Origin of the sequence: Massilia haematophila (assembly GCF_042647645.1) — a bacterium.
GTDB classification, from domain to species: Bacteria; Pseudomonadota; Gammaproteobacteria; order Burkholderiales; family Burkholderiaceae_D; genus Telluria; species Telluria haematophila.
Genome location: NZ_JBHRVV010000001.1, coordinates 5,325,692 through 5,348,445 on the forward strand (window position 1 = coordinate 5,325,692; position 22,754 = coordinate 5,348,445).

The 22,754-nt window shown below is 68.2% G+C and carries 19 protein-coding genes; 13 read left to right on the plus strand and 6 right to left on the minus strand.

Annotated elements, in window-relative coordinates; all coding sequences use genetic code 11:
* The first annotated feature begins 16 nt into the window (after nucleotides 1-16).
* From ACFOPH_RS23670 to ACFOPH_RS23715, 10 genes are all read left to right on the plus strand, one after another.
* Nucleotides 17-1,519: a CoA-acylating methylmalonate-semialdehyde dehydrogenase gene (locus ACFOPH_RS23670; protein WP_379737568.1), complete on the plus strand. Its 1,503-nt coding sequence runs from the start codon at nucleotides 17-19 to the stop codon at nucleotides 1,517-1,519.
* 306 nt (nucleotides 1,520-1,825) lie between these two features.
* Nucleotides 1,826-3,196 carry an NAD(P)-dependent oxidoreductase gene (locus tag ACFOPH_RS23675; RefSeq protein ID WP_379737570.1) on the plus strand — a complete coding sequence of 457 codons (1,371 nt, stop codon included), beginning with the start codon at nucleotides 1,826-1,828 and terminating at the stop codon, nucleotides 3,194-3,196.
* On the plus strand, nucleotides 3,184-4,554 hold the full coding sequence (gene preA / locus ACFOPH_RS23680) for an NAD-dependent dihydropyrimidine dehydrogenase subunit PreA (RefSeq protein WP_379737572.1): 1,371 nt from the start codon (nucleotides 3,184-3,186) through the stop codon (nucleotides 4,552-4,554). The genes ACFOPH_RS23675 and preA overlap by 13 nt, the downstream gene beginning before the upstream one ends.
* A gap of 91 nt (nucleotides 4,555-4,645) precedes the next feature.
* Entirely contained in the window at nucleotides 4,646-6,151 is a 1,506-nt protein-coding gene (locus tag ACFOPH_RS23685) for an NCS1 family nucleobase:cation symporter-1 (RefSeq protein WP_379737574.1), read from the plus strand.
* 12 nt (nucleotides 6,152-6,163) lie between these two features.
* A complete protein-coding gene (gene hydA, locus ACFOPH_RS23690) occupies nucleotides 6,164-7,543 on the plus strand; it encodes a dihydropyrimidinase (RefSeq protein ID WP_379737576.1) in 1,380 nt (459 codons plus the stop codon).
* Between the two features lie 123 nt (nucleotides 7,544-7,666).
* Complete coding sequence (locus ACFOPH_RS23695) at nucleotides 7,667-8,908, plus strand: Zn-dependent hydrolase (RefSeq protein ID WP_379737578.1); 1,242 nt, start codon at nucleotides 7,667-7,669, stop codon at nucleotides 8,906-8,908.
* Between the two features lie 57 nt (nucleotides 8,909-8,965).
* Nucleotides 8,966-9,295, plus strand: coding sequence for a hypothetical protein (locus ACFOPH_RS23700; protein ID WP_312549421.1), 330 nt, complete (start codon nucleotides 8,966-8,968; stop codon nucleotides 9,293-9,295).
* A 194-nt stretch (nucleotides 9,296-9,489) separates the two neighbouring features.
* Nucleotides 9,490-10,092 carry a DUF1326 domain-containing protein gene (locus ACFOPH_RS23705; RefSeq protein ID WP_312549419.1) on the plus strand — a complete coding sequence of 201 codons (603 nt, stop codon included), beginning with the start codon at nucleotides 9,490-9,492 and terminating at the stop codon, nucleotides 10,090-10,092.
* A complete protein-coding gene (locus ACFOPH_RS23710) occupies nucleotides 10,089-10,901 on the plus strand; it encodes a DUF2182 domain-containing protein (protein WP_379737580.1) in 813 nt (270 codons plus the stop codon). Before ACFOPH_RS23705 ends, ACFOPH_RS23710 begins: the two co-directional genes overlap by 4 nt.
* Nucleotides 10,894-11,766 carry a DMT family transporter gene (locus ACFOPH_RS23715; protein WP_379737582.1) on the plus strand — a complete coding sequence of 291 codons (873 nt, stop codon included), beginning with the start codon at nucleotides 10,894-10,896 and terminating at the stop codon, nucleotides 11,764-11,766. The genes ACFOPH_RS23710 and ACFOPH_RS23715 overlap by 8 nt, the downstream gene beginning before the upstream one ends.
* Nucleotides 11,767-11,771: 5 nt before the next feature.
* Here the strand turns inward: ACFOPH_RS23715 and ACFOPH_RS23720 are convergent, their stop codons facing one another.
* Nucleotides 11,772-12,257 (minus strand): GNAT family N-acetyltransferase, encoded by a 486-nt coding sequence (locus ACFOPH_RS23720; protein ID WP_379737584.1) that lies wholly within the window; start codon nucleotides 12,255-12,257, stop codon nucleotides 11,772-11,774.
* Nucleotides 12,258-12,292: 35 nt separating this feature from the next.
* Entirely contained in the window at nucleotides 12,293-13,231 is a 939-nt protein-coding gene (locus tag ACFOPH_RS23725) for a LysR substrate-binding domain-containing protein (protein ID WP_312550413.1), read from the minus strand.
* 129 nt (nucleotides 13,232-13,360) lie between these two features.
* Here ACFOPH_RS23725 and ACFOPH_RS23730 point away from each other — a divergent pair, with 129 nt between their 5' ends.
* The 3 genes from ACFOPH_RS23730 (at nucleotide 13,361) to ACFOPH_RS23740 (ending at nucleotide 15,737) form a co-directional block, all read left to right on the plus strand.
* Nucleotides 13,361-14,599, plus strand: a complete 1,239-nt coding sequence (locus ACFOPH_RS23730) for a urate hydroxylase PuuD (RefSeq protein ID WP_312550412.1) — start codon at nucleotides 13,361-13,363, stop codon at nucleotides 14,597-14,599.
* 81 nt (nucleotides 14,600-14,680) lie between these two features.
* Nucleotides 14,681-14,878 (plus strand): hypothetical protein, encoded by a 198-nt coding sequence (locus tag ACFOPH_RS23735; RefSeq protein WP_312550411.1) that lies wholly within the window; start codon nucleotides 14,681-14,683, stop codon nucleotides 14,876-14,878.
* A 124-nt stretch (nucleotides 14,879-15,002) separates the two neighbouring features.
* A complete protein-coding gene (locus ACFOPH_RS23740) occupies nucleotides 15,003-15,737 on the plus strand; it encodes a DNA-binding protein (RefSeq protein WP_312550410.1) in 735 nt (244 codons plus the stop codon).
* A 104-nt stretch (nucleotides 15,738-15,841) separates the two neighbouring features.
* Here the strand turns inward: ACFOPH_RS23740 and ACFOPH_RS23745 are convergent, their stop codons facing one another.
* The 4 genes from ACFOPH_RS23745 to ACFOPH_RS23760 all read right to left on the minus strand — a co-directional run bounded on the left by ACFOPH_RS23745 (nucleotide 15,842) and on the right by ACFOPH_RS23760 (nucleotide 22,724).
* Nucleotides 15,842-16,033 carry a YqaE/Pmp3 family membrane protein gene (locus tag ACFOPH_RS23745; RefSeq protein WP_312550409.1) on the minus strand — a complete coding sequence of 64 codons (192 nt, stop codon included), beginning with the start codon at nucleotides 16,031-16,033 and terminating at the stop codon, nucleotides 15,842-15,844.
* 100 nt (nucleotides 16,034-16,133) lie between these two features.
* The gene (locus ACFOPH_RS23750; protein ID WP_379737587.1) at nucleotides 16,134-17,852 is read right to left on the minus strand and encodes a vWA domain-containing protein; all 1,719 of its coding nucleotides are present in this window, start codon (nucleotides 17,850-17,852) and stop codon (nucleotides 16,134-16,136) included.
* Nucleotides 17,853-17,960: 108 nt separating this feature from the next.
* The gene (locus tag ACFOPH_RS23755; RefSeq protein ID WP_379737589.1) at nucleotides 17,961-20,312 is read right to left on the minus strand and encodes a hypothetical protein; all 2,352 of its coding nucleotides are present in this window, start codon (nucleotides 20,310-20,312) and stop codon (nucleotides 17,961-17,963) included.
* 51 nt (nucleotides 20,313-20,363) lie between these two features.
* Nucleotides 20,364-22,724 carry a S9 family peptidase gene (locus ACFOPH_RS23760; protein WP_379737591.1) on the minus strand — a complete coding sequence of 787 codons (2,361 nt, stop codon included), beginning with the start codon at nucleotides 22,722-22,724 and terminating at the stop codon, nucleotides 20,364-20,366.
* Nucleotides 22,725-22,754 lie beyond the last annotated feature (30 nt).

The window sequence follows — 22,754 nt, forward strand, 5'->3', positions numbered from 1 at the left end:
AAAGAAGAGTAGACACATGAATCAACACGAGATCATCGGCCACTTCATCGGCGGCCATGTGGTCGACACGGCGGGCGACCGCTACGCCGACGTCTTCAACCCGGCACTGGGCGAACCCTGCGCCCGCGTCACGCTGGCCAGCGTCGACGAAGTCAATGCCGCCGTGTTCGCGGCCAATGCCGCGTTCCCGGCCTGGGCGGCGACGCCGCCGCTGGCCCGGGCCCGCATCCTGTTCAAGTACCTGCAGCTGTGCCAGCAGCACACCGACGACTTCGCGCGCCTCATCACGCGCGAGCACGGCAAGACCTTCAGCGACGCGCAGGGGGAAGTCGCGCGCGGCATCGAGGTGGTCGAGTTCGCGTGCGGCATCCCGCAGATGCTCAAGGGCGAATTCACCGACCAGATCGCACGCGGCATCGACGCCTGGTCGATGCGCCAGCCGCTGGGCGTGGTGGCCGGCATCACGCCGTTCAACTTCCCGGTGATGGTGCCGATGTGGATGTTCCCGGTGGCGCTCGCCTGCGGCAACACCTTCGTGCTGAAACCGTCCGAGCGCGATCCGTCGCCTTCGCTGCTGCACGCACGCCTGCTGAAGGAAGCCGGGCTGCCGGACGGCGTGTTCAACGTGGTACAAGGCGACAAAGTCGCGGTAGACGCGCTGCTCGACCATCGCGACGTGCAGGCGATTTCTTTCGTTGGCTCGACCCCGATCGCCGAGTACATCTACGCCCGCGGCAGCGCTGCCGGAAAGCGCGTGCAGGCGCTGGGCGGCGCCAAGAACCACATGGTCGTCATGCCCGACGCCGACATAGACATGGCGGTCGACGCCCTGATCGGCGCCGCCTACGGTTCGGCGGGCGAGCGCTGCATGGCGATCTCGGTGGCGGTGGCCATCGGCGATGCCGGCGACACGCTGGTGGCCGCGCTGGCCGAGCGTACCGCGAAACTGAAGATCGGCGACGGCATGAGCGCGGGCATGGAAATGGGCCCGGTCGTCACCCAGGCGGCGCGCCAGCGCATCGAGCGCCTGATCGGCGAAGGCGTGGAGCAGGGCGCGACGCTGGTGGTCGATGGCCGCGGCTACCAGGTCGACGGCCGCGAGAACGGCTTCTTTGTCGGCGGCACCCTGTTCGACCACGTCAAGCCCGAGATGAGCATCTACCAGGAAGAGATCTTCGGCCCGGTGCTGTGCGTGGTGCGCCTGCCGGATGTGGGCAGCGCGGTCGAGCTGATCAACGCCAACGAGTACGGCAACGGCGTGGCCGTGTTCACGCGCGACGGCGGCGTGGCGCGCGAATTCGTGCGCCAGATCCAGGTCGGCATGGTCGGCGTGAACGTGCCGCTGCCGGTGCCGATGGCCTTCAACAGTTTCGGCGGCTGGAAGCGCAGCATGTTCGGCGACCACCATGCCTACGGGCCGGAGGGCGTGCGTTTCTACACGCGGCACAAGGCGGTGATGCAGCGCTGGCCGAATACGGCGAGCGCCGGGGTGGAGTTCGCGTTCCCGCAGATGAAGTAAGCCAGGTTTCGTAGGGTGGGTACTTGTACCCACGCGGTACGGCGCGTGATCGGTCGATCAATGTGGTCTTGCCTGTGCTCGATGTGCTGGTTATCGGGCCGGAAATCACGATGCGGTATTCGTGAGCACGACCGCGTGGGTTCGAGAACCCACCCTACGCCCTGATCCTCGGGGGAAACCGCGTTGCGGTATGCATGAGCACGACCGCGTGGACACAGGTGTCCACCCTACGATGAGCAACACAGCCGCCACCCGCAGCAGAAGTTCGAGCACCAGCATTTCAATCTACAACAAGAAGGGATGCACATGATCGAGACTCTCCAGCACCTGCCGCCGGCAGCCGATTCCCACGGCGCGCTCGCGGCCCAGTTCACCGACCTGGCGCCCGCGCTCACCGCGCGCCAGGCCGCCATCGAGGCGGCCCGCTGCCTGTACTGCTACGACGCGCCCTGCACGCGCGCCTGCCCGACCGGCATCGACGTGGCCAGCTTCATCCGCAACATCCATGACCAGAACGTCACCGGCGCCGCGGTTGGCATCCTGAAGCAGAACATCTTCGGCGGCAGCTGCGCGCGCGTCTGCCCGACCGAGATCCTGTGCGAGGACGCCTGCGTGCGCAACAACGCCGCCGAGCGCGAGCCGGTCAAGATCGGCCTGCTGCAGCGCCACGCCATCGACAACGCCGGCTTCACAAGTCACCCCTTCATGCGCGCGCCGTCCACCGGCAAGACCGTCGCCGTGGTCGGCGCCGGGCCGGCCGGCCTGTCCTGCGCCCACCGCCTCGCCATGCTGGGCCACGACGTGGTCGTGTTCGAGGCACGTCCGAAAGCGGGCGGCCTGAACGAATACGGCATCGCCAGGTACAAGCTGCCCGGCGACTTCGCCCAGCAGGAAGTGGACTTCCTGCTCTCGGTCGGCGGCATCGACATCCAGTACGGGCAGGCGCTCGGCGACGAGCTGCAATTGCGCGACCTGCACACCCGCTTCGACGCCGTCTTCCTCGGCCTGGGACTGGGCGCCAGCCGCCGCCTGGGCCTGGTCGGCGAGGACGCGCCCGGCCTGATGGCGGCCACCGACTACATCGCCGCGCTGCGCCAGGCGGGCGACCTGTCGCGCTTGCCGGTGCCGCGGCGGGCGATCGTCGTCGGCGCCGGCAATACGGCGATCGACATGGCGGTACAGCTCAAGCGCCTCGGCGCGGACGAGGTGACCCTGGTCTACCGCCGCGGCTACGAGGCCATGAGCGCGACCGGCCACGAGATCGAGATCGCAAAACTCAACGGCGTGCGCATCCGCACCTGGGCTTCGCCGCTGGAAGTGCTGCTGGACGACTCCGGGCGCGTGGCCGGCATGCGCTTCGAGGAGACGCGCATGGACGACGGCCGCCTGGCGCGCACCGGCGCCTTCATCGACATCGCCGCCGACGCCGTGTTCAAGGCCATCGGCCAGGCCATCGCGCCGCCGCCCCAGCTCGACGAGCTCGCGCAGGGCCTGTGGCAAGACGGCGAACGCATCCGCGTCGACGCCGGCCTGCGCACCGCGGTGCCCGGCATCTACGCCGGCGGCGACTGCGTGGCCCTGGGCCAGGACCTGACGGTGCAGGCGGTCCAGCACGGCAAGCTGGCCGCGCTGGCGATCCACAACGACATCCAAGCGGGGACAGCATGGCCGACCTGAGCATCGAATTCTGCGGGATCAAGGCACCGAATCCCTTCTGGCTGGCCTCGGCGCCGCCGACCGACAAGGCCTACAACGTGGTGCGCGCCTTCGAGGCGGGTTGGGGCGGAGTGGTCTGGAAGACGCTGGGCGAAGATCCGCCGGCGGTGAACGTCTCCTCGCGCTACTCGGCCCACTACGGCAAGAACCGCGAGGTCATCGGCTTCAACAACATCGAGCTGATCACCGACCGCAGCCTGGAGACAAATTTGCGCGAGATCGCCGCCGTCAAAAAGGCCTGGCCGGACCGCGCGATGATCGTCTCGCTGATGCTGCCCTGCGAAGAGGCGCCCTGGGCCGCGATCCTGCCGCTGGTGGAGGCCACCGGCGCCGACGGCATCGAGCTGAACTTCGGTTGCCCGCACGGCATGCCCGAGCGCGGCATGGGGGCGGCGGTGGGGCAGGTGCCCGAGTACGTCGAGATGGTCACGCGCTGGTGCAAGCAGCACACGCGCCTGCCGGTCATCGTCAAGCTGACGCCGAACATCACCGACGTGCGCGCGCCGGCCCGCGCCGCGCTGGCCGGCGGGGCGGACGCGGTCTCGCTGATCAACACGGTCAACTCGATCACCCACCTGGACCTGGACCGCATGGTGGCGTATCCGATCGTCGGCGGCGCCAGCACCCACGGCGGCTACTGCGGCTCGGCGGTCAAGCCGATCGCGCTGAACATGGTGGCCGAGATCGCGCGCGATCCCGTCACCGCGGGGCTGCCGATCTCGGGCATCGGCGGCATCGGCAACTGGCGTGACGCGGCCGAGTTCATCGCGCTCGGCGCCGGCTGCGTGCAGGTGTGCACGGCCGCGATGCTGCACGGCTTTCGCATCGTCGACGAGATGAAGGACGGCCTGTCGCGCTGGATGGACAGCAAGGGCTACGCCAACGTCGATGCGTTTTCGCGCAAGGCGGTGCCGAACACCACGGACTGGAAGTACCTGGACATGAACTACCAGATGATCGCGCACATCGACCAGGACAAGTGCATCGGCTGCGGCAAGTGCTTCGTCGCCTGCGAGGACACCTCGCACCAGGCCATCGCGCGCCAGGTTCTCGAGAATGGCGGTCGCCGCTACGAAGTGATCGAGGCGGAATGCGTCGGCTGCAACCTGTGCGAGATCACCTGTCCGGTCGAGGGCTGCATCGCGATGGTGCCGCAGCAGACCGGCAAGCCGACCATGAACTGGACGCAGGACCCGCGCAACCCGCGCGCCGAGACGCGGCCGCTGCCGGAAACCGCGGCGGCCGCGGTGGGCACGGAGGCAGGGGCACCGGCCGAAGCGCCGATCCTGGCGCCGCTGGCGGCCGCGCTGCCGGCGTGAACGCCTTGCGGGCGCGGGTGTTGCCCCTCGCGCCCGTACGTACGTTTGCGCTACACTGGGTTGCAACAGCAACCTATTGGAGAAACCCACTGTGACCGCACCACAAGACGCCAGCCAAGACCTCTGGAACCACGACCTCGCCCCGACAGGCGTCGCACAGCGCACCTGGCGCTGGTATCACTTCGCCGCGCTCTGGGTCGGGATGGTGATCAGCATTCCCGCCTACATGCTCGCATCGAGCCTGATCGAAAGCGGCATGTCGGCCTGGCAGGCGGTGGTGACGGTGTTCCTGGCGAACGTGATCGTGCTGGTGCCGATGCTGCTGATCGGCCACGCCGGCACCAAGTACGGCATTCCCTACGCGGTGCTGGCGCGCTCCTCCTTCGGCACGCGCGGCGCCCGGCTTCCGGCCTTCCTGCGCGCGGTCGTCGCCTGCGGCTGGTACGGCATCCAGACCTGGTTCGGCGGCAGCATGATCTACACGCTGCTCGGCGTGCTGCTGGGCGCCCCGATCGGCGGCGACGCGCTGCCGGGCCTGGGCATCAACGGCGGCCAGCTGGCCTGCTTCCTGGGCTTCTGGGCGATCCAGATGTACTTCATCGTGCACGGCATGGAGTCGATCAGGAAGCTCGAGACCTATACCGCGCCCTTGAAGATCGCGATCTGCTTCCTGCTGCTGTGGTGGGTGTACGACAAGGTCGGCGGCTTCGGCCCGCTGCTGGCCCAGCCTTCCGCCTTCGTCGAAGGTGGTCCGAAGGCCGGCCTGTTCTGGTCCGTATTCTGGCCGTCGCTGACCGCCATGATCGGCTACTGGGCCACGCTGGCGCTGAACATCCCCGACTTCACCCGCTTCGCCAAGACCCAGCGCGACCAGGTGGTCGGCCAGACCCTCGGCCTGCCGCTGCCCATGGGCCTGCTCGCGGCGCTGGCCGTGACCGTCACCTCGGCCACCATCGTCCTCTACGGCAAAGCCCTGTGGGACCCGGTCGACGTGGCCAGCCGCATGACCGGCGTGGCCGTGCTGGTGGCCCTGCTGATCCTCCTGATCGACACCGCCAGCGTCAACCTGGCCGCCAACCTGGTCGGCCCGGCCTATGACTTCTCGGCGCTGTCGCCGAAGCGCATCTCCTACCGCGCCGGCGGCTACATTACCGCCGGCATCGCGCTGGCCATGATGCCCTGGAAAATTCTCGAATCGACCCAGAACTACATCTTCATCTGGCTGACCGGCTACTCGGCGCTGCTCGGGCCGATCGCCGGCATCATGATCGTCGACTACTACTTCATCCGCAAGACCACGCTCGACGTCGACCAGCTCTACCGCGAAGGCGGCGCCTACTCGTACAAGGGCGGCTGGAACGTCGCCGCCGTCGTGGCCTTCGCGGCCGGCGTGCTGCCGAACATCCCGGGCTTCCTGAACGCGGCGCTGCCCGCTTCCTTCCCGGAGGTGAGCGAGACCTTCAAGACCATCTATACCTATGCCTGGTTCGTCGGCGTGGTGATCGCGGCGATCGTGTACGGCCTGATGATGAAGGGCCGCACCGCGCCGGTGACCGTGAACGGCAGGGCCAACAGGGCGAACAACTATCCAACCTGACAAGGAGTGTCCATGACGACGATTATCCGTGGCGGCACCATCGTGAACGCCGATCGCGCCTTCCGCGGCGACGTGCTCTGTTACGGCGACAAGATCGTGGCCGTCGGCGAGAGCATCGACGCCCCGGCCAATGCCACGGTGATCGACGCAGGCGGCCAGTACGTGATGCCGGGCGGGATCGACACCCACACCCACATGCAGCTGCCCTTCATGGGCACGGTGACGGCCGACGACTTCTTCACCGGCACCGCGGCGGGGCTGGCGGGCGGCACCACGACCATCATGGACTTCGTCATTCCCGACCCGAAGCAGTCGCTGCTGGAGGCCTACCGCACCTGGCGCGGCTGGGCGCGCAAGGCCGCCGCCGACTACACCTTCCACGTGGCCGTGACCTGGTGGGACGACTCGGTGCACGCCGAGATGGGCGCCCTGGTGCGCGAGCACGGCGTGAACAGCTTCAAGCACTTCATGGCGTATAAAAACGCGATCATGGCCGACGACGAGACGCTGGTGAAGAGCTTCCGCCGCGCGCTGGAGCTGGGCGCGATCCCGACCGTGCATGCCGAGAACGGCGAACTGGTGTTCCAGCTGCAGCAGGAATTGCTGGCCAAGGGTATCCGCGGCGCGAAAGCCCATCCGCTCTCGCGTCCGCCCGAGGTAGAGGCGGAAGCGGCGAACCGCGCGATCGCCATCGCGAACGTGCTCGGCACGCCGATCTACATCGTGCACGTGTCCTGCGCCGAGTCGCTGGAGGCCATCGTGCGCGCCCGCGCCAAGGGCCAGCGCGTCTACGGCGAGGCGCTGGCCGGCCACCTGGTGATCGACGACAGCGTCTACCAGAGCGAGGACGAGGACTTCGCACGCGGCCACGTCATGAGCCCGCCGTTTCGCGGCCGCCACCACCAGGACGCGCTCTGGCAGGGCCTGCGGGGCGGGAACCTGCACACCACCGCGACCGACCACTGCACCTTCTGTGCCGAGCAGAAGGCGGCCGGCAAGGACGACTTCACGCGCATCCCGAACGGCTGCGGCGGCGTCGAGGAACGCATGGCGGTCGTCTGGGGCGCCGGCGTCAACAGCGGCCGCCTGACGCCCTCGGAATTCGTGCGCGTGACCTCCACCAATGCCGCCCAGATCTTCAACATGTACCCGCGCAAGGGCGTGATCGCCGTGGGGGCCGACGCCGACATCGTGGTCTGGGACCCGAACGGCACCCGCACGATCTCCAGCAAGACCCAGTTCGCCAAGGGCGGCTTCAACGTGTTCGAGGGCCGCACCGTGCGCGGCATCCCGACCCACACGGTCGCCGCCGGCAAGCTGGTCTTCGAGCGCGGCGACCTGCGCGCCGAGGAGGGCGCCGGCCGCCACGTCGACCGCCCCGCGTTCGCCTGACCGGCCGCACCGCATTCGCTTGACCCGTAGGGTGGACGGCTATGCCGTCCACGCGTTCAACAATCGCATGCAAACCGTACTGCGATCTGTTCCTTGATCGCTGCGACACCAATGGAGAACACCATGCCCGACACCCTGCGCATCAACGGCCAACGCCTGTGGCACTCCCTGATGGAGCTGGCGAAAATCGGCGCCACCGACAAGGGCGGCGTCAAGCGCCTCGCCCTGACCGACCTCGACCGCCAGGGCCGCGACCTCGTGGTCCAGTGGGGACGCGAGGCCGGCATGACGGTCACGGTCGACCGGATCGGCAACGTCTTCATGCGCCGCGAAGGCCGCAACGCCAGTCTCGCCCCGATCGTCACCGGCAGCCACGTCGACACCCAGCCCACCGGCGGCAAGTTCGACGGCAACTACGGCGTGCTGGCCGGCCTGGAAGTGGTGCGCACCCTGAACGACAACGGCATCGTGACCGAAGCGCCGATCGAGGTCGCCTTCTGGACCAACGAGGAAGGCTCGCGCTTCGTGCCGGTCATGATGGGTTCCGGCGTGTTCTGCGGCGCCTTCAGCCTGGAGACCGCTTACGCGGCGAAGGACGTCGACGGCAAGACCGTGCGCGAGGAACTGGAACGGATCGGCTACCTGGGCGAGGAAGAGCCGGGCCGGCACCCGATCGGCGCCTACTTCGAGACCCACATCGAGCAGGGGCCGGTGCTGGAGGATGCCGACAAGGTGATCGGCGTGGTGCCGGCCGTGATGGGCCTGTCGTGGTACGACTGCCTTGTTACCGGCATGGAAGCGCATGCCGGCCCGACCCCGATGGGCCTGCGCCGCGACGCGCTGCAAGTGGCGACCACCATCATGCAGGAAACCGTGGCGATCGCGAACCGCTACCCGCCCTACGGCCGCGGAACGGTCGGCATGGTGCAGGTGTTCCCGAACAGCCGCAACGTGATTCCCGGCCAGGTCAAGTTCAGCATCGACCTGCGCAACGTGAACGATGAACTGCTGAACACCATGCACGAGGAGATGCTCGCCTTTGTTGCGAAGACCCGTGACGAGACCGGCCTGACCGTCGAGATCGAGCGCGTCTCCTACTATCCGCCTTGCCCCTTCCATCCGGACTGCGTGAACGCCGTGCGCGCCGCCACCGCCAAGCTGGGCTACTCGACCATGGACGTAGTCTCGGGCGCCGGACACGACGCCATCTACGCGGCGCGTGTCGCCCCGTCCGGCATGATCTTCGTGCCCTGCAAGGACGGCATCAGCCACAACGAGATCGAGGACGCCAGGCCCGACCACCTGGAGGCGGGCTGCAACGTGCTGCTGCATGCGATGCTGGAGCGGGCCGGGGTGGTGGAGTAACAGGGGAGGGAACAGCAGTCCGGGCTGCCTGCCGGCGAACCCGGCTAGAATGCCGGGATGCCGAGCAAACTTCCCACTTTCCCCGGTCCCCTGACCGCGCGCGGCGCCGTGCTGGCGGTGCTGCTGTCGAACGAAGACCAGACCGGAGCCGAACCGCTGCAGGGCCGCGTGACCCTGGCCGCCATCGTGCGTACCCTGAAGCGCAAATATCATTGGCCGATCGAGACCCACAGTTTTCCGGCCAACGCCGCCGACGGCCGCGCCACCTGGGCCACGGTCTACAGCCTGCCTCAGGGGGTGATCGATGCGGCGCTGGAGCGCGGCGGGCGCGACTGGCTGCGTTCGCGGAAAGTGGCGCGGCGCGGCCTGGCGCGGCTCGACGAATGAACGGGGCAGGGACCGGCTTCCATGTCCCGCCGCTCTTTGATCTAGCTCATACCTGTCGCGGCTTGCCGCGCTTGTCTGGGCCCGGCATGGCGTCCTAATTTGTAAGGATGCAGGTCAATGAAGGCCGGATAGCGCGCAGCCGCCGGGCTGGTCCGCGCATGATGCGCCGGCCGCCACAACGAGGGGAGGTCGTCATGAGCTATCGTCTGGAAGGTCGTCTGCTGGAGGTCTGCAACTGCAAGGTCCTGTGCCCGTGCTGGATCGGCGAGGACCCCGACCACGGCACCTGCCAGGCGATCGTCGCCTGGCACATCGACAAGGGCGCCATCGACGGCGTCGACGTCAGCGGCCATACCCTGGCCTCGGTATCCTACCTGCCTGGTAACGTCTTGCAGGGCAATTGGCGCGTGGCATTCTTCATCGACGACGATGCCAGCGACCTGCAGATGGATGCCTTGCTGAAGGTGTACAGCGGCAAGGCGGGCGGCGCGATCGCCGACCTGGCCAGGCTGATCGGCGAAGTGGTGTCCATCGAGCGCGCGCCGATCCGCTTCACCGTCAACGAGGGCAAGGGCGAGCTCGCCATCGGCGAAGACTATTACGCCGAACTCGAACCCTACCGCGGACCGAGCGGCGCCACCACCACCCTGACCGAAACCATTTTCACGACCGTGCCGGGCGCGCCTGCCTTCGTGGGAAAAGCGCCGGTCTACCGCTCGCGCAACGAAAAGCTGGGCATCGACCTGAACCTGCGCGACCATAACGCGCTGCAGAGCACCTTCGTGTTCGAGGCATGAGCGCGCCGGCCGCGCGCGCTTCCCGCCTGGCGCGCCACTACCGCGTGTTCGTGCCGCTGCTGCTCGGCACCAGCGCGCTCGCCTGGGTGCTTCTGTGGGCCTGGGCGCGTACGCCTTACGGCCGCTATCTCGAGCACGGCGACTGGACCGCCTCCGGCCCGGCCGCCGCCCTGTGCCGCGCGGTGCCCGGCGGCGAAGTCGTGGTGCCGCTGCTGCTGTCTGCCGCCGCCTGGATCCTGATGACGGCGGCCATGATGCTGCCCACCACGCTGCCGCTGTTCGACGCCTTCAACCACCTGAGCGAGGGCGGGCCCGACCACAATCGGCTGATGACCCTGCTCGGCCTGGGCTACATGGTCGCGTGGGGCGGCTTCGGCGTGCTGGCGCACGGCCTGCACGAGGGCCTGCTGGCGTTGGTCGCGGGTGTGCCTCGACTGGCCTGGAACGGCTGGATCATCGGCGCGGCCGTGATCGCGGCCGCCGGGCTGTTCCAGTTCAGCCGCCTGAAGTATGCCTGCCTGGACCGTTGCCGCTCGCCGCTCGGCTTCGTGATCGCGCACTGGCGCGGCCGCGCGCACCGGCGCCAGGCCTTCCTGCTCGGCCTGCACCACGGGGCTTATTGCGTCGGCTGCTGCTGGGCGCTGATGCTGTTGATGTTCGCCGTCGGCGCGGGCAGCCTGGGCTGGATGCTGGTGCTGGCTTGCGTGATGGCGCTCGAGAAGAACACGCCCTGGGGCCGGCACCTCGCGAAACCAATTGGCGTGGTCCTGCTGGCCTGGACTGCGCTGCTGGTGACCAGCCATGCGTGACCTCGACACAAGCAGGCCGCGCCTGGCGACGCTGGCGCTGACCGCGGCGGCGATGCTCGCCTTTGCCGCCAATTCGCTGCTGTGCCGGCTGGCGCTGCAGACGGGCGGCATCGATCCCGCCAGCTTCGGCGCGGTCCGCATCGCTTCCGGCGCGCTCGCGCTGCTGCTGATCGTGCGCTGGCGCGCGGGCAGCGCACGGGCGGCGGTGGCGCGCGGCGACTGGATCTCGGCGGCGATGCTGTTCGCCTATGTCGCCTTCTTCTCCTTCGCGTATGTGGGCCTGGCGGCCGGCACTGGCGCGCTGATCCTGTTCGGCGCGGTGCAGTTGACCATGTTCGGATCGGCACTGCGCGCGGGCGAACGCTTCGTGCCGCAGGCCTGGGGCGGCCTGGGCATGGCGGCGGCGGGACTGGTCTACCTGGTGCTGCCGGGCGTGAGCGCGCCGCCCGTCCTCGGCGCCGCGCTGATGGCGCTGGCCGGCGTGGCCTGGGGCGTGTATTCGCTGCGCGGCCGCGGTGCGCCCGATCCGCTCGGCGCGACCGCCGGCAACTTCCTGCGCGCGGCGCCCATTGCGCTGCTGCTCTGGCTGCCCTTCACCGGGGTGGCCCACGCCAGCCCGGCCGGCGTTGCTTTGGCGGTCGTGTCGGGCGCGGTCACGTCCGGCGTCGGCTACGCGCTGTGGTACGCGGCGTTGCGTGCGCTGAGCGCGATGCGGGCGGCGACGGTGCAGTTGTCGGTGCCCCTGATCACGGCCATCGGCGCCGTGCTGTTCCTGGCCGAGCCGGTGACGCTGCGGCTGTTCCTGGCCTCGGTGGCGATCCTGGGTGGTATCGCGCTCGTGCTGGCGGTGCGCAGAAAAAAATAGTAGCGTTAGCCGAGCTGCTTCTCCATGTAGACCGACGCGATGGCAACGCCCGAGCGATGCGGATACGACTCTTCGCGTATCGCCTGGAAGCCGGCATGCCGGTAGAAGGGAACGGCGTTGAGCGAGGCCGACAGGAACAGGCGCTCGTGGCCGGCGGCCAGCGCCATCCGCTCCAGCGCCGCGAGCAGCAGCGCGCCGATCCCGCGTCCGTGCTCGGCCGGTTCGACGAAGACCGCGTCGACTTCACCGCTGGCGGCATCCAGCACCGCGTAGCCGAGTAGCCGTCCGGCTTCCATCGCCACGACGCCGCCGCCCGCGGCGAGCAGGCGCGGCAGGGGCTCGGGCGCCGGCGCGGCCAGCCAGGAGGCCAGCACCGACGCGGGGTAGTGCGCCGCGCAGCCCTGCGCGACCGCGCGCGTGCGCAGCTCCCAGAGGGAGGGAAGTTCCTCGGGGCGCGCTGCCCGCAGGGCGACTGTGTGCGTTCCTGTCATCGTCGACTCTCCATGGTCGCGTACCGATGGCGAGGTTAGCCCTGCACCAGCGCGCGCGCCGCCTGGCTCACCTGGTCGCGCAGCCACTTGTGTTCCGGCGACTGGTGCACGCGCTGGTGCCACAGCTGGTAGAAGCGCATCGGCGGAAACTTGATCGGCATGGTGAAGGTCTTCAGCGGCAGCGTCTTTTCATAAAAGCGCATGAACTGGCGGCCGGTGGTGAGCACCAGGTCGGTCTGGGTCAGCATGTAGGGAATCAGGCCGAAGTAGGGCGACTCGATCGCGATTCTCCGGTGCAGGCCCTGGCGCGCCAGGAAGGAGTCGATCACGCCGTGGTAGCCGGGCAGCGTCTGCGTCGGCGCCACGTGGGGCAGGGACAGGTAGTCCTCGATCGTCATCGCATCGTTTGCCGTGCGTTTTGCGTAGGGGCTGTCGGCGCGCATGGTGCAGACAATCGGGTCCTCGAACAGCTTGGAGATGTGCAGGTGGGCCGGCGGCTCGTCCCAGTTGGCGATCACCAGGTCCATCTCCCCGTCGGACAGCATGCGCAGGTAGTCGGTGCCCGGTCCCAGGCTGTGGATCGCCACCCGGCTGTTGGGCGCGTCGCGCCGGATCGCGGCCACCACGTTGGGCAGGAATTGGGTGTCGAGGTAGTCGGGCGCGGCGATGTGGAAGGTGCGCGCCGCCGCTTCCGGCACGAAGGGCGACTTCTTGACGAACAGGCTCTCGGTCTCGTCGAGGATGCGCTTGGCGGGCTTCAGCAGGCTTTCGCCGTGCTGGGTCGGCACCATGCCGCGCGCGCCGCGCACCAGCAGCGGGTCGCCGGTCAGCTCGCGGAGTTTGCGCAGCGAAGCCGAGATCGAGGGCTGCGGCTGGTTCAGTTTCAGCGCCACGCGCGACACGTTCTTCTCCACCAGCAGCAGGTAGAGGATGCGGATCAGGTGCAGGTCGAGATGCTGGGGCAGGCTGGCCATGGCGAAGTGCGGCTGCGGTTTGTCTATATTGGTTCGGTTATTTCGAATATACGCTATATTTCATGTTGCAGAAATGAAATCGGCTGAAATTCGATTCACTATCGCCACCAGGAAGATGAGGGACTGTGCATGGACGTGTTCGGATACCTGGCTCCTTACGGCCTCGAATGGCTGAATTTGCTCGTGCGCTGGCTGCACGTCATCACCGGCATCGCCTGGATCGGCGCCTCCTTCTATTTCGTCTGGCTCGACAACACCATCAAGCCGCCGCCACCGGGCTCGGAGCTGGCGAAGAAGGGCGTCGCCGGCGAACTCTGGGCCGTGCACGGCGGCGGCTTCTACAACCCGCAAAAATACCTGGTCGCTCCCGCCGAGCTGCCGAAGGAACTGCACTGGTTCATGTGGGAAGCCTATTCGACCTGGCTGTCCGGCTTCGCGCTGCTGTTCATCGTGTATTACCTGAACGCGCAGGCGATGATGGTCGACCGCAGCGTGGCCGATTTGTCGAGCTGGCAGGCGGTCGGCATCGGCCTCGGCAGCCTGGTGGTCGGCTGGCTGGTGTACGACCTGCTGTGCAAGTCCCCGCTGGGCAAGCGCGACCTCGTCTTCGGCCTCCTCATCTTCGCCTTCCTGGTCGGCAGCGCCTGGGTGCTGACCCACCTGCTCAGCGGCCGCGCGGCCTACCTGCACATCGGCGCGATGATCGGCACCATCATGGTTGCGAACGTCGCTCACGTGATCATTCCCGGCCAGCGCAGGATGGTGAACGCCATGATGGCGGGCCAGCAGCCCGACCCGAGCGACGGCATCAAGGCCAAGCAGCGCTCGGTGCACAACAATTACTTCACGCTGCCGGTGCTGTTCCTCATGATCAGCAACCATTACGCGATGACTTACCGCCACCCGCATGCCTGGGCGGTGCTGGGCGTGATCATGGCGGCCGGCGTATTGATCCGCCACTTCTTCAACCTGCGCCACAAGGGCCGCATCGAATGGAAGTACCCGGCGGCGGGCGTGGCGCTGCTGGCCGTGCTGGCGGTGCTGATCGCGCCGCAGGCGCCGCAGGCACCGGCAGGGCCACAGCCCGGCGTCGACGCCATGGCCCAGTTCGCGCAGGTGCGGCAGATCGTCGACCGGCGCTGCGTCAGCTGCCACGCGGCCAGGCCGACCCAGCCCGGCTTCGCCACCGCGCCGGCCGGCGTCAGTCTCGATTCGCCCGAGCTGATCCGGCAGAACGCCGCCCGCATCTACCAGCAAACCGTGCAGCTGAAGGCGATGCCGCTGGCGAACCTCACCAACATGACCGACGCCGAGCGGGCGCAGGTCAAGGCATGGTTCGAGGCGGGCGCACCGTCAGGAAAAGACTGAGGATGACTTCCGGATAACGGAAGCGTCCCGGCCGGCCGATGCATGCTAGGCTTGCAGGCACGAACCAAGGCGGAGAACAAGATGGCATTCGACTTATCGACCTACAACCTGGCTGAATTGAAGGGACTCCAGTTCGACGTCGCGCAGGAGCTCAAACAGCGCGAGCGGCAGGAGCTCGGGCAGGCGCGCGAGCGGATCCTGGCGATCGCCCGCGAAACCGGCGTCGCGGTCGACGAATTGATCGAGGAAGAAGGGAAGGGCAAGAAGCGCAAGGGATGATCCAGGGGCGCTCCAGGCTTCGCAGGCATGTGATCGGCGCGCCCTTTGCCCGCCATATCGTATGATAGGGTTCATCAACAATGCATACCCTGTTTCTATGAATGCGGATACGACACGCCGGAGCGTGACATTCGACGAGGTTGCGGCCGCCGCCGACAGCCTGGCCAACGACGGCAAGCCCGTCACCCTGGAGGCCGTGCGCGACGCGCTCGGCGATGCTTCCCCTAACCTGATCGGGCGCCACCTGGGCGCCTGGCGCGCCGCGCGCGCCGATGCGGCCGCTGTGGCCAACCCGCCAACAGCGGCGATGCCGGAGTCGCTGGTCGCCGATCTGGCCCGCTGGGCCCAGCAGTTCGCGGAAGAAGCCGGCGCCGGCACCCGCGACGCGCTGGCGCAGGCGCGGCGCGACATGGAAGACGTGCTGGCCGCGGGCGAACAGCTCGAAGCCGAACGCGACACCCTGGTCGACGAAGTCGCCAGCGCGACCGCCGCGCGCGACCAGGCGACGGCCGCCGCCGCCGAGCGCAGCGAGGAAATCGAACGCCTGAACGCCGAGCTGCGCAACGCACGCCAGGTCGCGATGGACGCCCTGGTCGGGAAAGCCAAGGACCAGCTGGCGATCGAAGGCAAGGACGCCCAGCTGGCCGACCTGCGCGCCCAGATCGAGCGCAATGTCGCCGCCTCGGCGGCCGAGTCCGATGCCCGCCTGCGCGCCGAGATGGAGCTGGTTGGGGCGACCACCGTGCGCGACAGCCTCGCGGCCGAAGTGAAGGACCTGCAGGCGCAACTGGCCGCGGTCCAGGCCGAACGCAGCGCCCTGCGCGCCGAAGTCGAGACGCTGCGCGCGCGCGCCAAGTAAGCCTGGCGTTGCGGAGCCGGGCAGCCGGCTCCGCGCGCGTTGTACTGATTGACCTACTGCTTGGCCTACTGCTTGGCCGCGGCGCCGTCCGGCGTAAAAACGCGTCAGCGTTCCCTGTAGGCGCGCTCGATCTTCTTGTCCGTGTTGTACTGGCTGAGCGCATAGACCGCCCAGATGGCGGCGGGCAGCCAGCCGATCAGCGTCACCTGCAGGATCAGGCAGATGATGCCGGCAATGGGACGGCCGATGGTGAAGAAAGTGAGCCAGGGGAGGATGAGGGCAATGAGCAGGCGCATACGGTATCCAGGATAGTTGGTGCATGGGCCGGGGCGGCCCGACGTGTCCCTTCATCATATAACAGGCACTGTCGGGCTCATCGCACCGTTGCCGGCCCGGCTACGGCTGCCCGACCGGATTCGTCCTGCCCAGCGCTTCGGCCATCCGCACCAGGCGCACGAACTCGGCGCGGTAAGCTTCCGCATCCTGGCCGCGCGCCTCGTTCGCCAGCGCCGCGATGTCGGCATAGCCGTAGTCCGCCAGCGCCGTCTCCCCGCGCAGGCGCTGGCCGAAGGCCGCCACCGCCACCGCAAAACGCGCATCTACCGACGCCGCGGCGAACGCCTTGCGGACACTGGCCGCACGCACCGCATGCGTGCTCTCGCGGCTGACGCCCTGGCCCGGCAGCTTGTAGCGCACCTTCACGAAACAGAGTTCGTCGCCGCCGGCGGCAGGCGCGGCCTGCTTGTTCTCGCCATAGCGCAGCGGATCGACCAGTTTGCCCGCCTCGGAAGCCGGCGTGATCTCGTAGATGGCGGTGACGGTGTGGCCGGCGCCCATGTCGCCCGCATCCACCTTGTCGTCCTTGAACTCCTGGCGCGCCAGCATGCGGGTTTCGTAGCCGATCAAGCGGTAGGCGGCCACTTGGCGCGGGTTGAATTCGACCTGCATCTTGACGTCGTTCGCGATCGGGAACATGGTCGACCCCAGTTCTTCCTGCATGGCCTTGCGCGCTTCCAGCAGCGAGTCGATGTAGGCGGCGTTGCCGTTGCCGGACTGGGTCAGGCGCTGGATCAGGGCATCGTTCAGGTTGCCCGCGCCGACGCCGAACACCGACAAGTACACGCCGCTCTTGCGCTTGTCGGCGATGAAGCGCTCCAGCTGTTTCGGGTCGGTGATGCCGATGTTGAAGTCGCCGTCGGTGGCCAGGATCACGCGGTTGACCGCGTTCGGGTCGCGGTGGCGCTCGGCCAGCGCATAGGCGCGCTGCAGGCCGTCGCCGCCGGCGGTGCCGCCCGCCGCCCGCAGGCCGTCGACCGCATCGACGATTTTCCGCTTGTCGCGGCCCAGCGTCGGCTCGAGCGCGACCGCGGTGCCGTTCGCATAGGTGACGATGGCCACGCGGTCGGTGTCGCGCAGGTTCTCGGCGAACAGGCGCAGGCCCTGCTGCAGCAGCGGCAGGCGGTCCGGCCCGCCCATCGAGCCGGACACGTCGATCAGCAGCACCAGGTTCAGCGGCGGGCGCTCGGTCTGGGCCAGGTCGAAGCCGCGCACGGCGACGTGCAGCAGCTGGTTGCCGGCCTTCCAGGGGCTGGGCATGACTTCGGTCGCGATGGCGAAGGGCTCGGTGCGCGTCCCGGGTGCGGCGTAGCGGTAGGGGAAGTAGTTCACCATCTCCTCGACGCGCACGGCGCCCGGCGGCGGCAGGCGCCCGCCCGTCAGCAGGCGCCGGACGAAGGCGTAGGAAGCGGTGTCGACGTCGGCACTGAAGGTGGACACCGGATACTCGGCCACCAGTTGGGTGGCATTCGCTTCCTTGTCCGGGAATTTGTCGGCCTGCGGCGGGGTGAGCACGATGAAGCCCGGCCCGGGCGCACGCTTTTGCATGGCCGGCGCCGCGATGGTGGACCCGGTGACGGTCACGCGCTGCGGTGCGTAAGCAGAAAACGGAGCGGGCGGCGGTGGCGGCGCGGGTGCGAGTGCGGGTGCAGGTGCGGGTGCAGGTAGGGCTGCGGAAGCGCTGCCTGCCGCTTGCTGGCCCGGCGCCTGCACGCCGCAGCCGGCCACGAGTGCCGCGCCCAGCGCCAGGAGCGCGGACCCACCCAGGGAACATCTCATGTTGGACCTCCTTCGGATTATTGTTCCGATAAGGTGCAACAGCGATGACCGACTTGCAATGGTACTTACAAGCTGTAATCCTTTATGCGGACGGCATCGACCTGGCTCTTAGCGCGCATCAACACCATCGAGCGAGCGCGGCACGATCGCGAACTGCGGCGCCGGGCCGTAGTCCGGCTTGACGCTGCGCGACATGAAGCGCTCCCACGCCTTCTTGCCGGCCGCGCCGCCGACGTCGGCCGCGTAGGCCAGTGCCGGCTGCAGGTTCGAGGGGAAGCCTATGGCGGTGTTCGCGTAGCCGCCCATGTCGCCCGGCTTGCGCTTGGTGGCGGCGGCTTGCTCGGCCCCGCCGCAGGGCAGGGTCGCCAGCTCCGGCCCGACGGTGCGCTTCCAGGCCTGCGCCATGCTGTCGTAGATGGGCGCGGCGGGCGAGTCGCGCACCGTGATCGTGTAGTTGGCGGCGTCGACCCAGCAGGCGCCTTCGCTGGTCATGCGCACGATCGGAAACTTCGCCTTCCATTTCAGCAGCGGCTGCGCATCCTTGAAGCCGAGTTCGGCGAGGTGGCCGACGGCTTGGGTGAAGAAGTCGTCCTGCCAGGGCGCGACCGCGGTCTTGCCCTTGTAGACCACAGCGGGACTGTTGTCGATCACGCCCAGTCCGTTGGCGGACGGGTTGTTGCTGTAGGTCGCGTTGTACCAGGCCAGGTTGCTCTTCAGGATGGCGTTGAAGTCGTTCTTCAGCGGGTGCCTGTCGGGCGTGATGTAGGCCGCTTCGCCCAGGGTACGCAGGCTCCAGGCCTGGCCGCGCACCTGGTGCGTCGCCAGCAGGCCCTCGATGTTCTTGCGGTAGCCCGGGTTGGTGGAGAACACGTTCCACATCGCCCAGAACTGCAGCTCTTCGAGATAGTAGTAATCTCCGGTGACGAGGTAGGGCAGGTAGGCGAAGCCCGGCTGGTGCGCGCTGTCGGCCTTGTACGGCGTCTTGCAGACGTCGCGCGGGCAGCGCGGGAAGGCTTCCTGCTTGCCGGTCTTCGGGTTGCGCGTGTCGCCCGGGCTGCCGAGCAGGGTCATGTAGGGATAGTCGACCAGGCTGATTGGCAGGCCGGTGCGCTTGTCGCGGTAGTGCGCGGACCAGCTGCCGGCGCGGTCGGCGGTGCCGAGCGTGACCTCCTTGGCGCGCGCGTCCATGCTCAGCAAATACATCGCGGCCCATCCCGGCAGCAAGCCGATGTCGTTGCGCCCGCCGGTATTCGGCATGGCCGGCGAGGCCACGCCGACGCCCATCGGCTCGCTGCGCGGTCCTTCCCATTTCGCGGCCAGCCTGGCCAGGGCGCCGTCCGGCACCAGCAGCGTGCGGTCGTAGTTCGGCAGCGCGCGCGAGTCGATCAGGTAGTCGCTGTCGTGGCGCAGGTGGACGGCGGGCGCCGCGCCGGTCCAGGCCAGGGTGCGCCAGCGCGCGTGGTGCAGGTGGGTCAGTTCCTTCTTGCGGTAGACGCTCTCGCCGCCGACCTCGATCTCGACGTCGTAGGTGAAGTTGCGCGGCGACGGTTCGTAGGCCCAGTTGTTCTCGACCACGATGTCGACCCGCGCACGCTTCGCGCCGGGGTAGGCGCGGATGGCGAAGCGCGCCGCCAGGTGCGGGTGCTCCTCCCCCCTGGCGTTGCGCAGCGGCGCGGCGACCTGCACTTCGGTGGCCACCGGGCCTTCCAGCCAAAACTGGGGTTTCTGTTCCTTCAGCAGGCGGTCGCTGGAGGCGATATAGCGTTCGCCGTCGAGCGTGACCGTGACTGTCGCGCCAGTGTCGAAGTCCGGCTTGCCCGTATCCTCGGCGCCTTTGGCGCTGGCCTTGACCAGGGCGATGCCGGCCTGTTTGCCCTTCGCCAGTTTCGGCAGCAGGGCCGAGATCACGGCGTGGCGCACCGAGCCGTCGGCGTGGGTCGCCTTCACGTCCACCTGCAGCGGCAGGACGCTGCCGTCGGCCAGCTTGCCGGATAGGGGCGCGCCGCGCGGCAGGTCGCCCGGCGCGAACACCTGGCCGAAGGTCAGGGGCACCCGAGTTTGTTCGCCGCCCGTGTTCTCGACCACCACGCCGGTGATGCCGCCGGCAGGGATGTCGGCCTTGCGCGGTACGCCCGGCGCCCGGGCCGGCGCGGCGTTCGGCTTCGCGCCTGCGGCATTGGCTCCTGCATTGGCCGGTGCCCTGGCCGGTGCCCTGGCCGGTGCATGGTCCGGTGCATTGCCTGGTGCAGCATCCGCCGCCGCGCCATGGCGCGCCTTTACGACCTGGCTGTCGTCCACCTTGCCGGTGCTCGGCAGGCCGACGAAGTCGGAGGGATGGTTCTTGTCCTGTGCATGCAGGGCACCGGAGACGAGAGCGAGGCAGATGGCAAGACGGAGAGGCGAAGAGGACAGGACAGGCATGATGGTCTGGATGTGAAATTCCTGGAGCGACGGCTGCATGACCGAACAGTAAAACAAAAAGCGCCCCGAAGGGCGCTCGCTTACCGATGCTTACTGTTTCAGGGTGCGTTCGAACAGCTTGTAGATGCGGCGGTACTGGTCGAACCAGCTTTCCGGCTGGGTGTAGGCGTGGCGCTCCAGCGGGTAGCTCGCCAGTTCCCAGTTATCCTTGCGCAGTTCGATCAGGCGCTGGGCCATGCGCACCGAGTCCTGGTAGAACACGTTGTCGTCGACCATGCCGTGCCCGATCAGCAGGTTGCCGCGCAGGTTCTCGGCGTACTCGATCGGCGAGGAGATCTTGTAGGCTTGCGGGTCGAGGTCCGGCGTATTCAGGATGTTGGCGGTGTACTCGTGGTTGTAGCTGGTCCAATCGGTCACCGGGCGCAGCGCGGCGCCGGACTTGAACATCTCGGGCGCGCGCATCAGGGCCATGAAGGTCATGAAGCCGCCGTAGCTGCCGCCATAGATGCCGACGTTCTGCGGGTCGCCCTGCAGGTTCTGCACCAGCCAGTTCACGCCGTCCTTGTAGTCGGTCAGTTCCGGATGGCCCATCTGACGGTAGATCGCGGTGCGCCAGTTGCGGCCATAGCCCTTCGAGGCGCGGTAGTCCATGTCGAGCACGATGTAGCCGCGTTCGACCAGCAGGTTGTGGAACATCTGCTCGCGGAAGTAGGTCGGGAAGCGCTTGGTGGTGTTCTGCAGGTAGCCGGCGCCGTGCACGAACATCACGATCGGGTATTTCTTACCGGCTTCCATCTTCGCGGGGCGGTAGAGCTTGGACCAGACCGGATCGCCGCCGTCGCTCGACGGCACGGCCACGTACTCGGGCTGGATCCACTCGCGCTGCTTGTAGTCGGCGGTGCGGGTGTCGGTCAGCTTGGCGGCGGCGCCGCCGTTCACCGATACGGTGGCCAGCTGGGTCGGCACGTAGCTCGAGGAATAGTGCACCAGCAGCTTGCGGTTGTCCGGCGACAGGACGAAGCGCTCCACGCCTTCCAGGCCGGTGACTTCGCTGGTGGCGCCATCCTTCGCGTTCACCGCGCAGACCTCGTAGGTGCCGGGGTTCTTGCGGTTGCAGAGCATGTAGGCGGTGGTGCCTTCGTAGTTCCATTGCACGTCGCCGGCTTCCCACTTGCCTTTGGTGAGGGCGCGTGCCTGGCCGTTCGCGTCCATCGTGTACAGGTGCGAATAGCCGCTTTCCTCGGACAGGTACCACAGCGTGCGGTTGTCCGGCAGCCAGCCGAAATCGGTGTTGTCGTAGTTGACCCAGGCCTCGTCCGTCAGGCGGTGCATGGGCTTCAGCTTCGCGGCGCCCAAGTCGATGGTGGCGATCCAGCGGTCCTTGTTGTCGACCGCGCGCAGCATCACGGCGGCCTGCTTGCCGTCGGCGGTCCAGCGCACGGCGTCGGCGCGGTCGGCGATGCGCAGCGGACGGTTGCCCTTCAGCGGATCGAGCTTGGCGGCGGCGCGCAGCTGGGCCAGCGGGTCGGTGCCGACGCCGGGCAGGTTGTCGAAGGGGATGTCCTGGATCTTGCCGCTGGCCAGGTCGATCAGCTTGAGCGCATGCGGCGCCGGGTTGTTCCGACCGACGCGGGTGCGCTGGTCGTCGGCTTCCTCGTAGCCGGATTCGGTCACGTAGCGCGGCATCTTGCCGACGCGGCCTTTGTCGCCGCCTTTCGCCGCCGTGACGACCACCAGCCAGCGGCCATCCGGGGACAGGGCGCTGCCTTCGATGGTCACCTTGTCGCCCAGGTAGACCGGGCCTGGTGCGCGGGTCGGATCGGCGCGGCGCTCTTCCTCGGCGCGGGCGCGGCCGGCGTCGCGGTCGTCCTTGGCGCGCTTCAGGGTGGCGATCAGGCGCAGCTGCATTTCGCGCAGCGCGTCCGGGTCCGTCGCTGCCGGGTCCTTCGCGGCGCGCGGCAGCGCCACCGGGCCCTGCACGCGGCTGGCGCGGTCCCAGCTGAACCAGTCGTGGCCGACGCGGAACTGCACCGCGCGCTCGTCGCTCGAGAATTGCGGGTCCTCGGCCTTGACGCCCTTGATGATCTGGACCAGCGCGCCGTTCTTCAGGTCGCGCTCGAACAGGTCGCCGTTGCGCACCAGGATGGCGCGGGTGTGGGTGCGGCTGTAGACCACGTTCGGGCTGTCGAGCTTTGCCAGTTCGGTGTCGAGCACGCGGCGCGGCTGGCCGCCCTGGACCGCCTCGAAGGTGTCGCGCAGCTGCGAGCCGGTGCGCTTCTGCTTGAAGAAGACCTGCTTGCCGTCCCAGCTCCACCATGCCTGTTCGGCGGGGTTGCCGATCCAGTCGGGGTGGGCCATGGCCTGGTCGAGGGTGACGGGCGTCGGCGCGGCAGCGGCGGCAGCCGGCAGGGCGGCGAACGCGGCAAAGATCGTAAGTGCAGGAAGTCGCATCGTGAATGAGTGGTGGGTGGACGAAATAGC

Bases quoted from the DNA above. Each gene is read 5' to 3' on its own strand.
- ACFOPH_RS23670 (WP_379737568.1), top strand. From the start codon at position 17: ATGAATCAACACGAGATCATCGGCCACTTCATCGGCGGCCATGTGGTC.
- ACFOPH_RS23675 (WP_379737570.1), top strand. From the start codon at position 1,826: ATGATCGAGACTCTCCAGCACCTGCCGCCGGCAGCCGATTCCCACGGC.
- preA (WP_379737572.1), top strand. From the start codon at position 3,184: ATGGCCGACCTGAGCATCGAATTCTGCGGGATCAAGGCACCGAATCCC.
- hydA (WP_379737576.1), top strand. From the start codon at position 6,164: ATGACGACGATTATCCGTGGCGGCACCATCGTGAACGCCGATCGCGCC.
- ACFOPH_RS23695 (WP_379737578.1), top strand. From the start codon at position 7,667: ATGCCCGACACCCTGCGCATCAACGGCCAACGCCTGTGGCACTCCCTG.
- ACFOPH_RS23700 (WP_312549421.1), top strand. From the start codon at position 8,966: ATGCCGAGCAAACTTCCCACTTTCCCCGGTCCCCTGACCGCGCGCGGC.
- ACFOPH_RS23705 (WP_312549419.1), top strand. From the start codon at position 9,490: ATGAGCTATCGTCTGGAAGGTCGTCTGCTGGAGGTCTGCAACTGCAAG.
- ACFOPH_RS23710 (WP_379737580.1), top strand. From the start codon at position 10,089: ATGAGCGCGCCGGCCGCGCGCGCTTCCCGCCTGGCGCGCCACTACCGC.
- ACFOPH_RS23715 (WP_379737582.1), top strand. From the start codon at position 10,894: ATGCGTGACCTCGACACAAGCAGGCCGCGCCTGGCGACGCTGGCGCTG.
- ACFOPH_RS23720 (WP_379737584.1), bottom strand. From the start codon at position 12,257: ATGACAGGAACGCACACAGTCGCCCTGCGGGCAGCGCGCCCCGAGGAA.
- ACFOPH_RS23725 (WP_312550413.1), bottom strand. From the start codon at position 13,231: ATGGCCAGCCTGCCCCAGCATCTCGACCTGCACCTGATCCGCATCCTC.
- ACFOPH_RS23730 (WP_312550412.1), top strand. From the start codon at position 13,361: ATGGACGTGTTCGGATACCTGGCTCCTTACGGCCTCGAATGGCTGAAT.
- ACFOPH_RS23735 (WP_312550411.1), top strand. From the start codon at position 14,681: ATGGCATTCGACTTATCGACCTACAACCTGGCTGAATTGAAGGGACTC.
- ACFOPH_RS23745 (WP_312550409.1), bottom strand. From the start codon at position 16,033: ATGCGCCTGCTCATTGCCCTCATCCTCCCCTGGCTCACTTTCTTCACC.
- ACFOPH_RS23750 (WP_379737587.1), bottom strand. From the start codon at position 17,852: ATGAGATGTTCCCTGGGTGGGTCCGCGCTCCTGGCGCTGGGCGCGGCA.
- ACFOPH_RS23755 (WP_379737589.1), bottom strand. From the start codon at position 20,312: ATGCAGCCGTCGCTCCAGGAATTTCACATCCAGACCATCATGCCTGTC.
- ACFOPH_RS23760 (WP_379737591.1), bottom strand. From the start codon at position 22,724: ATGCGACTTCCTGCACTTACGATCTTTGCCGCGTTCGCCGCCCTGCCG.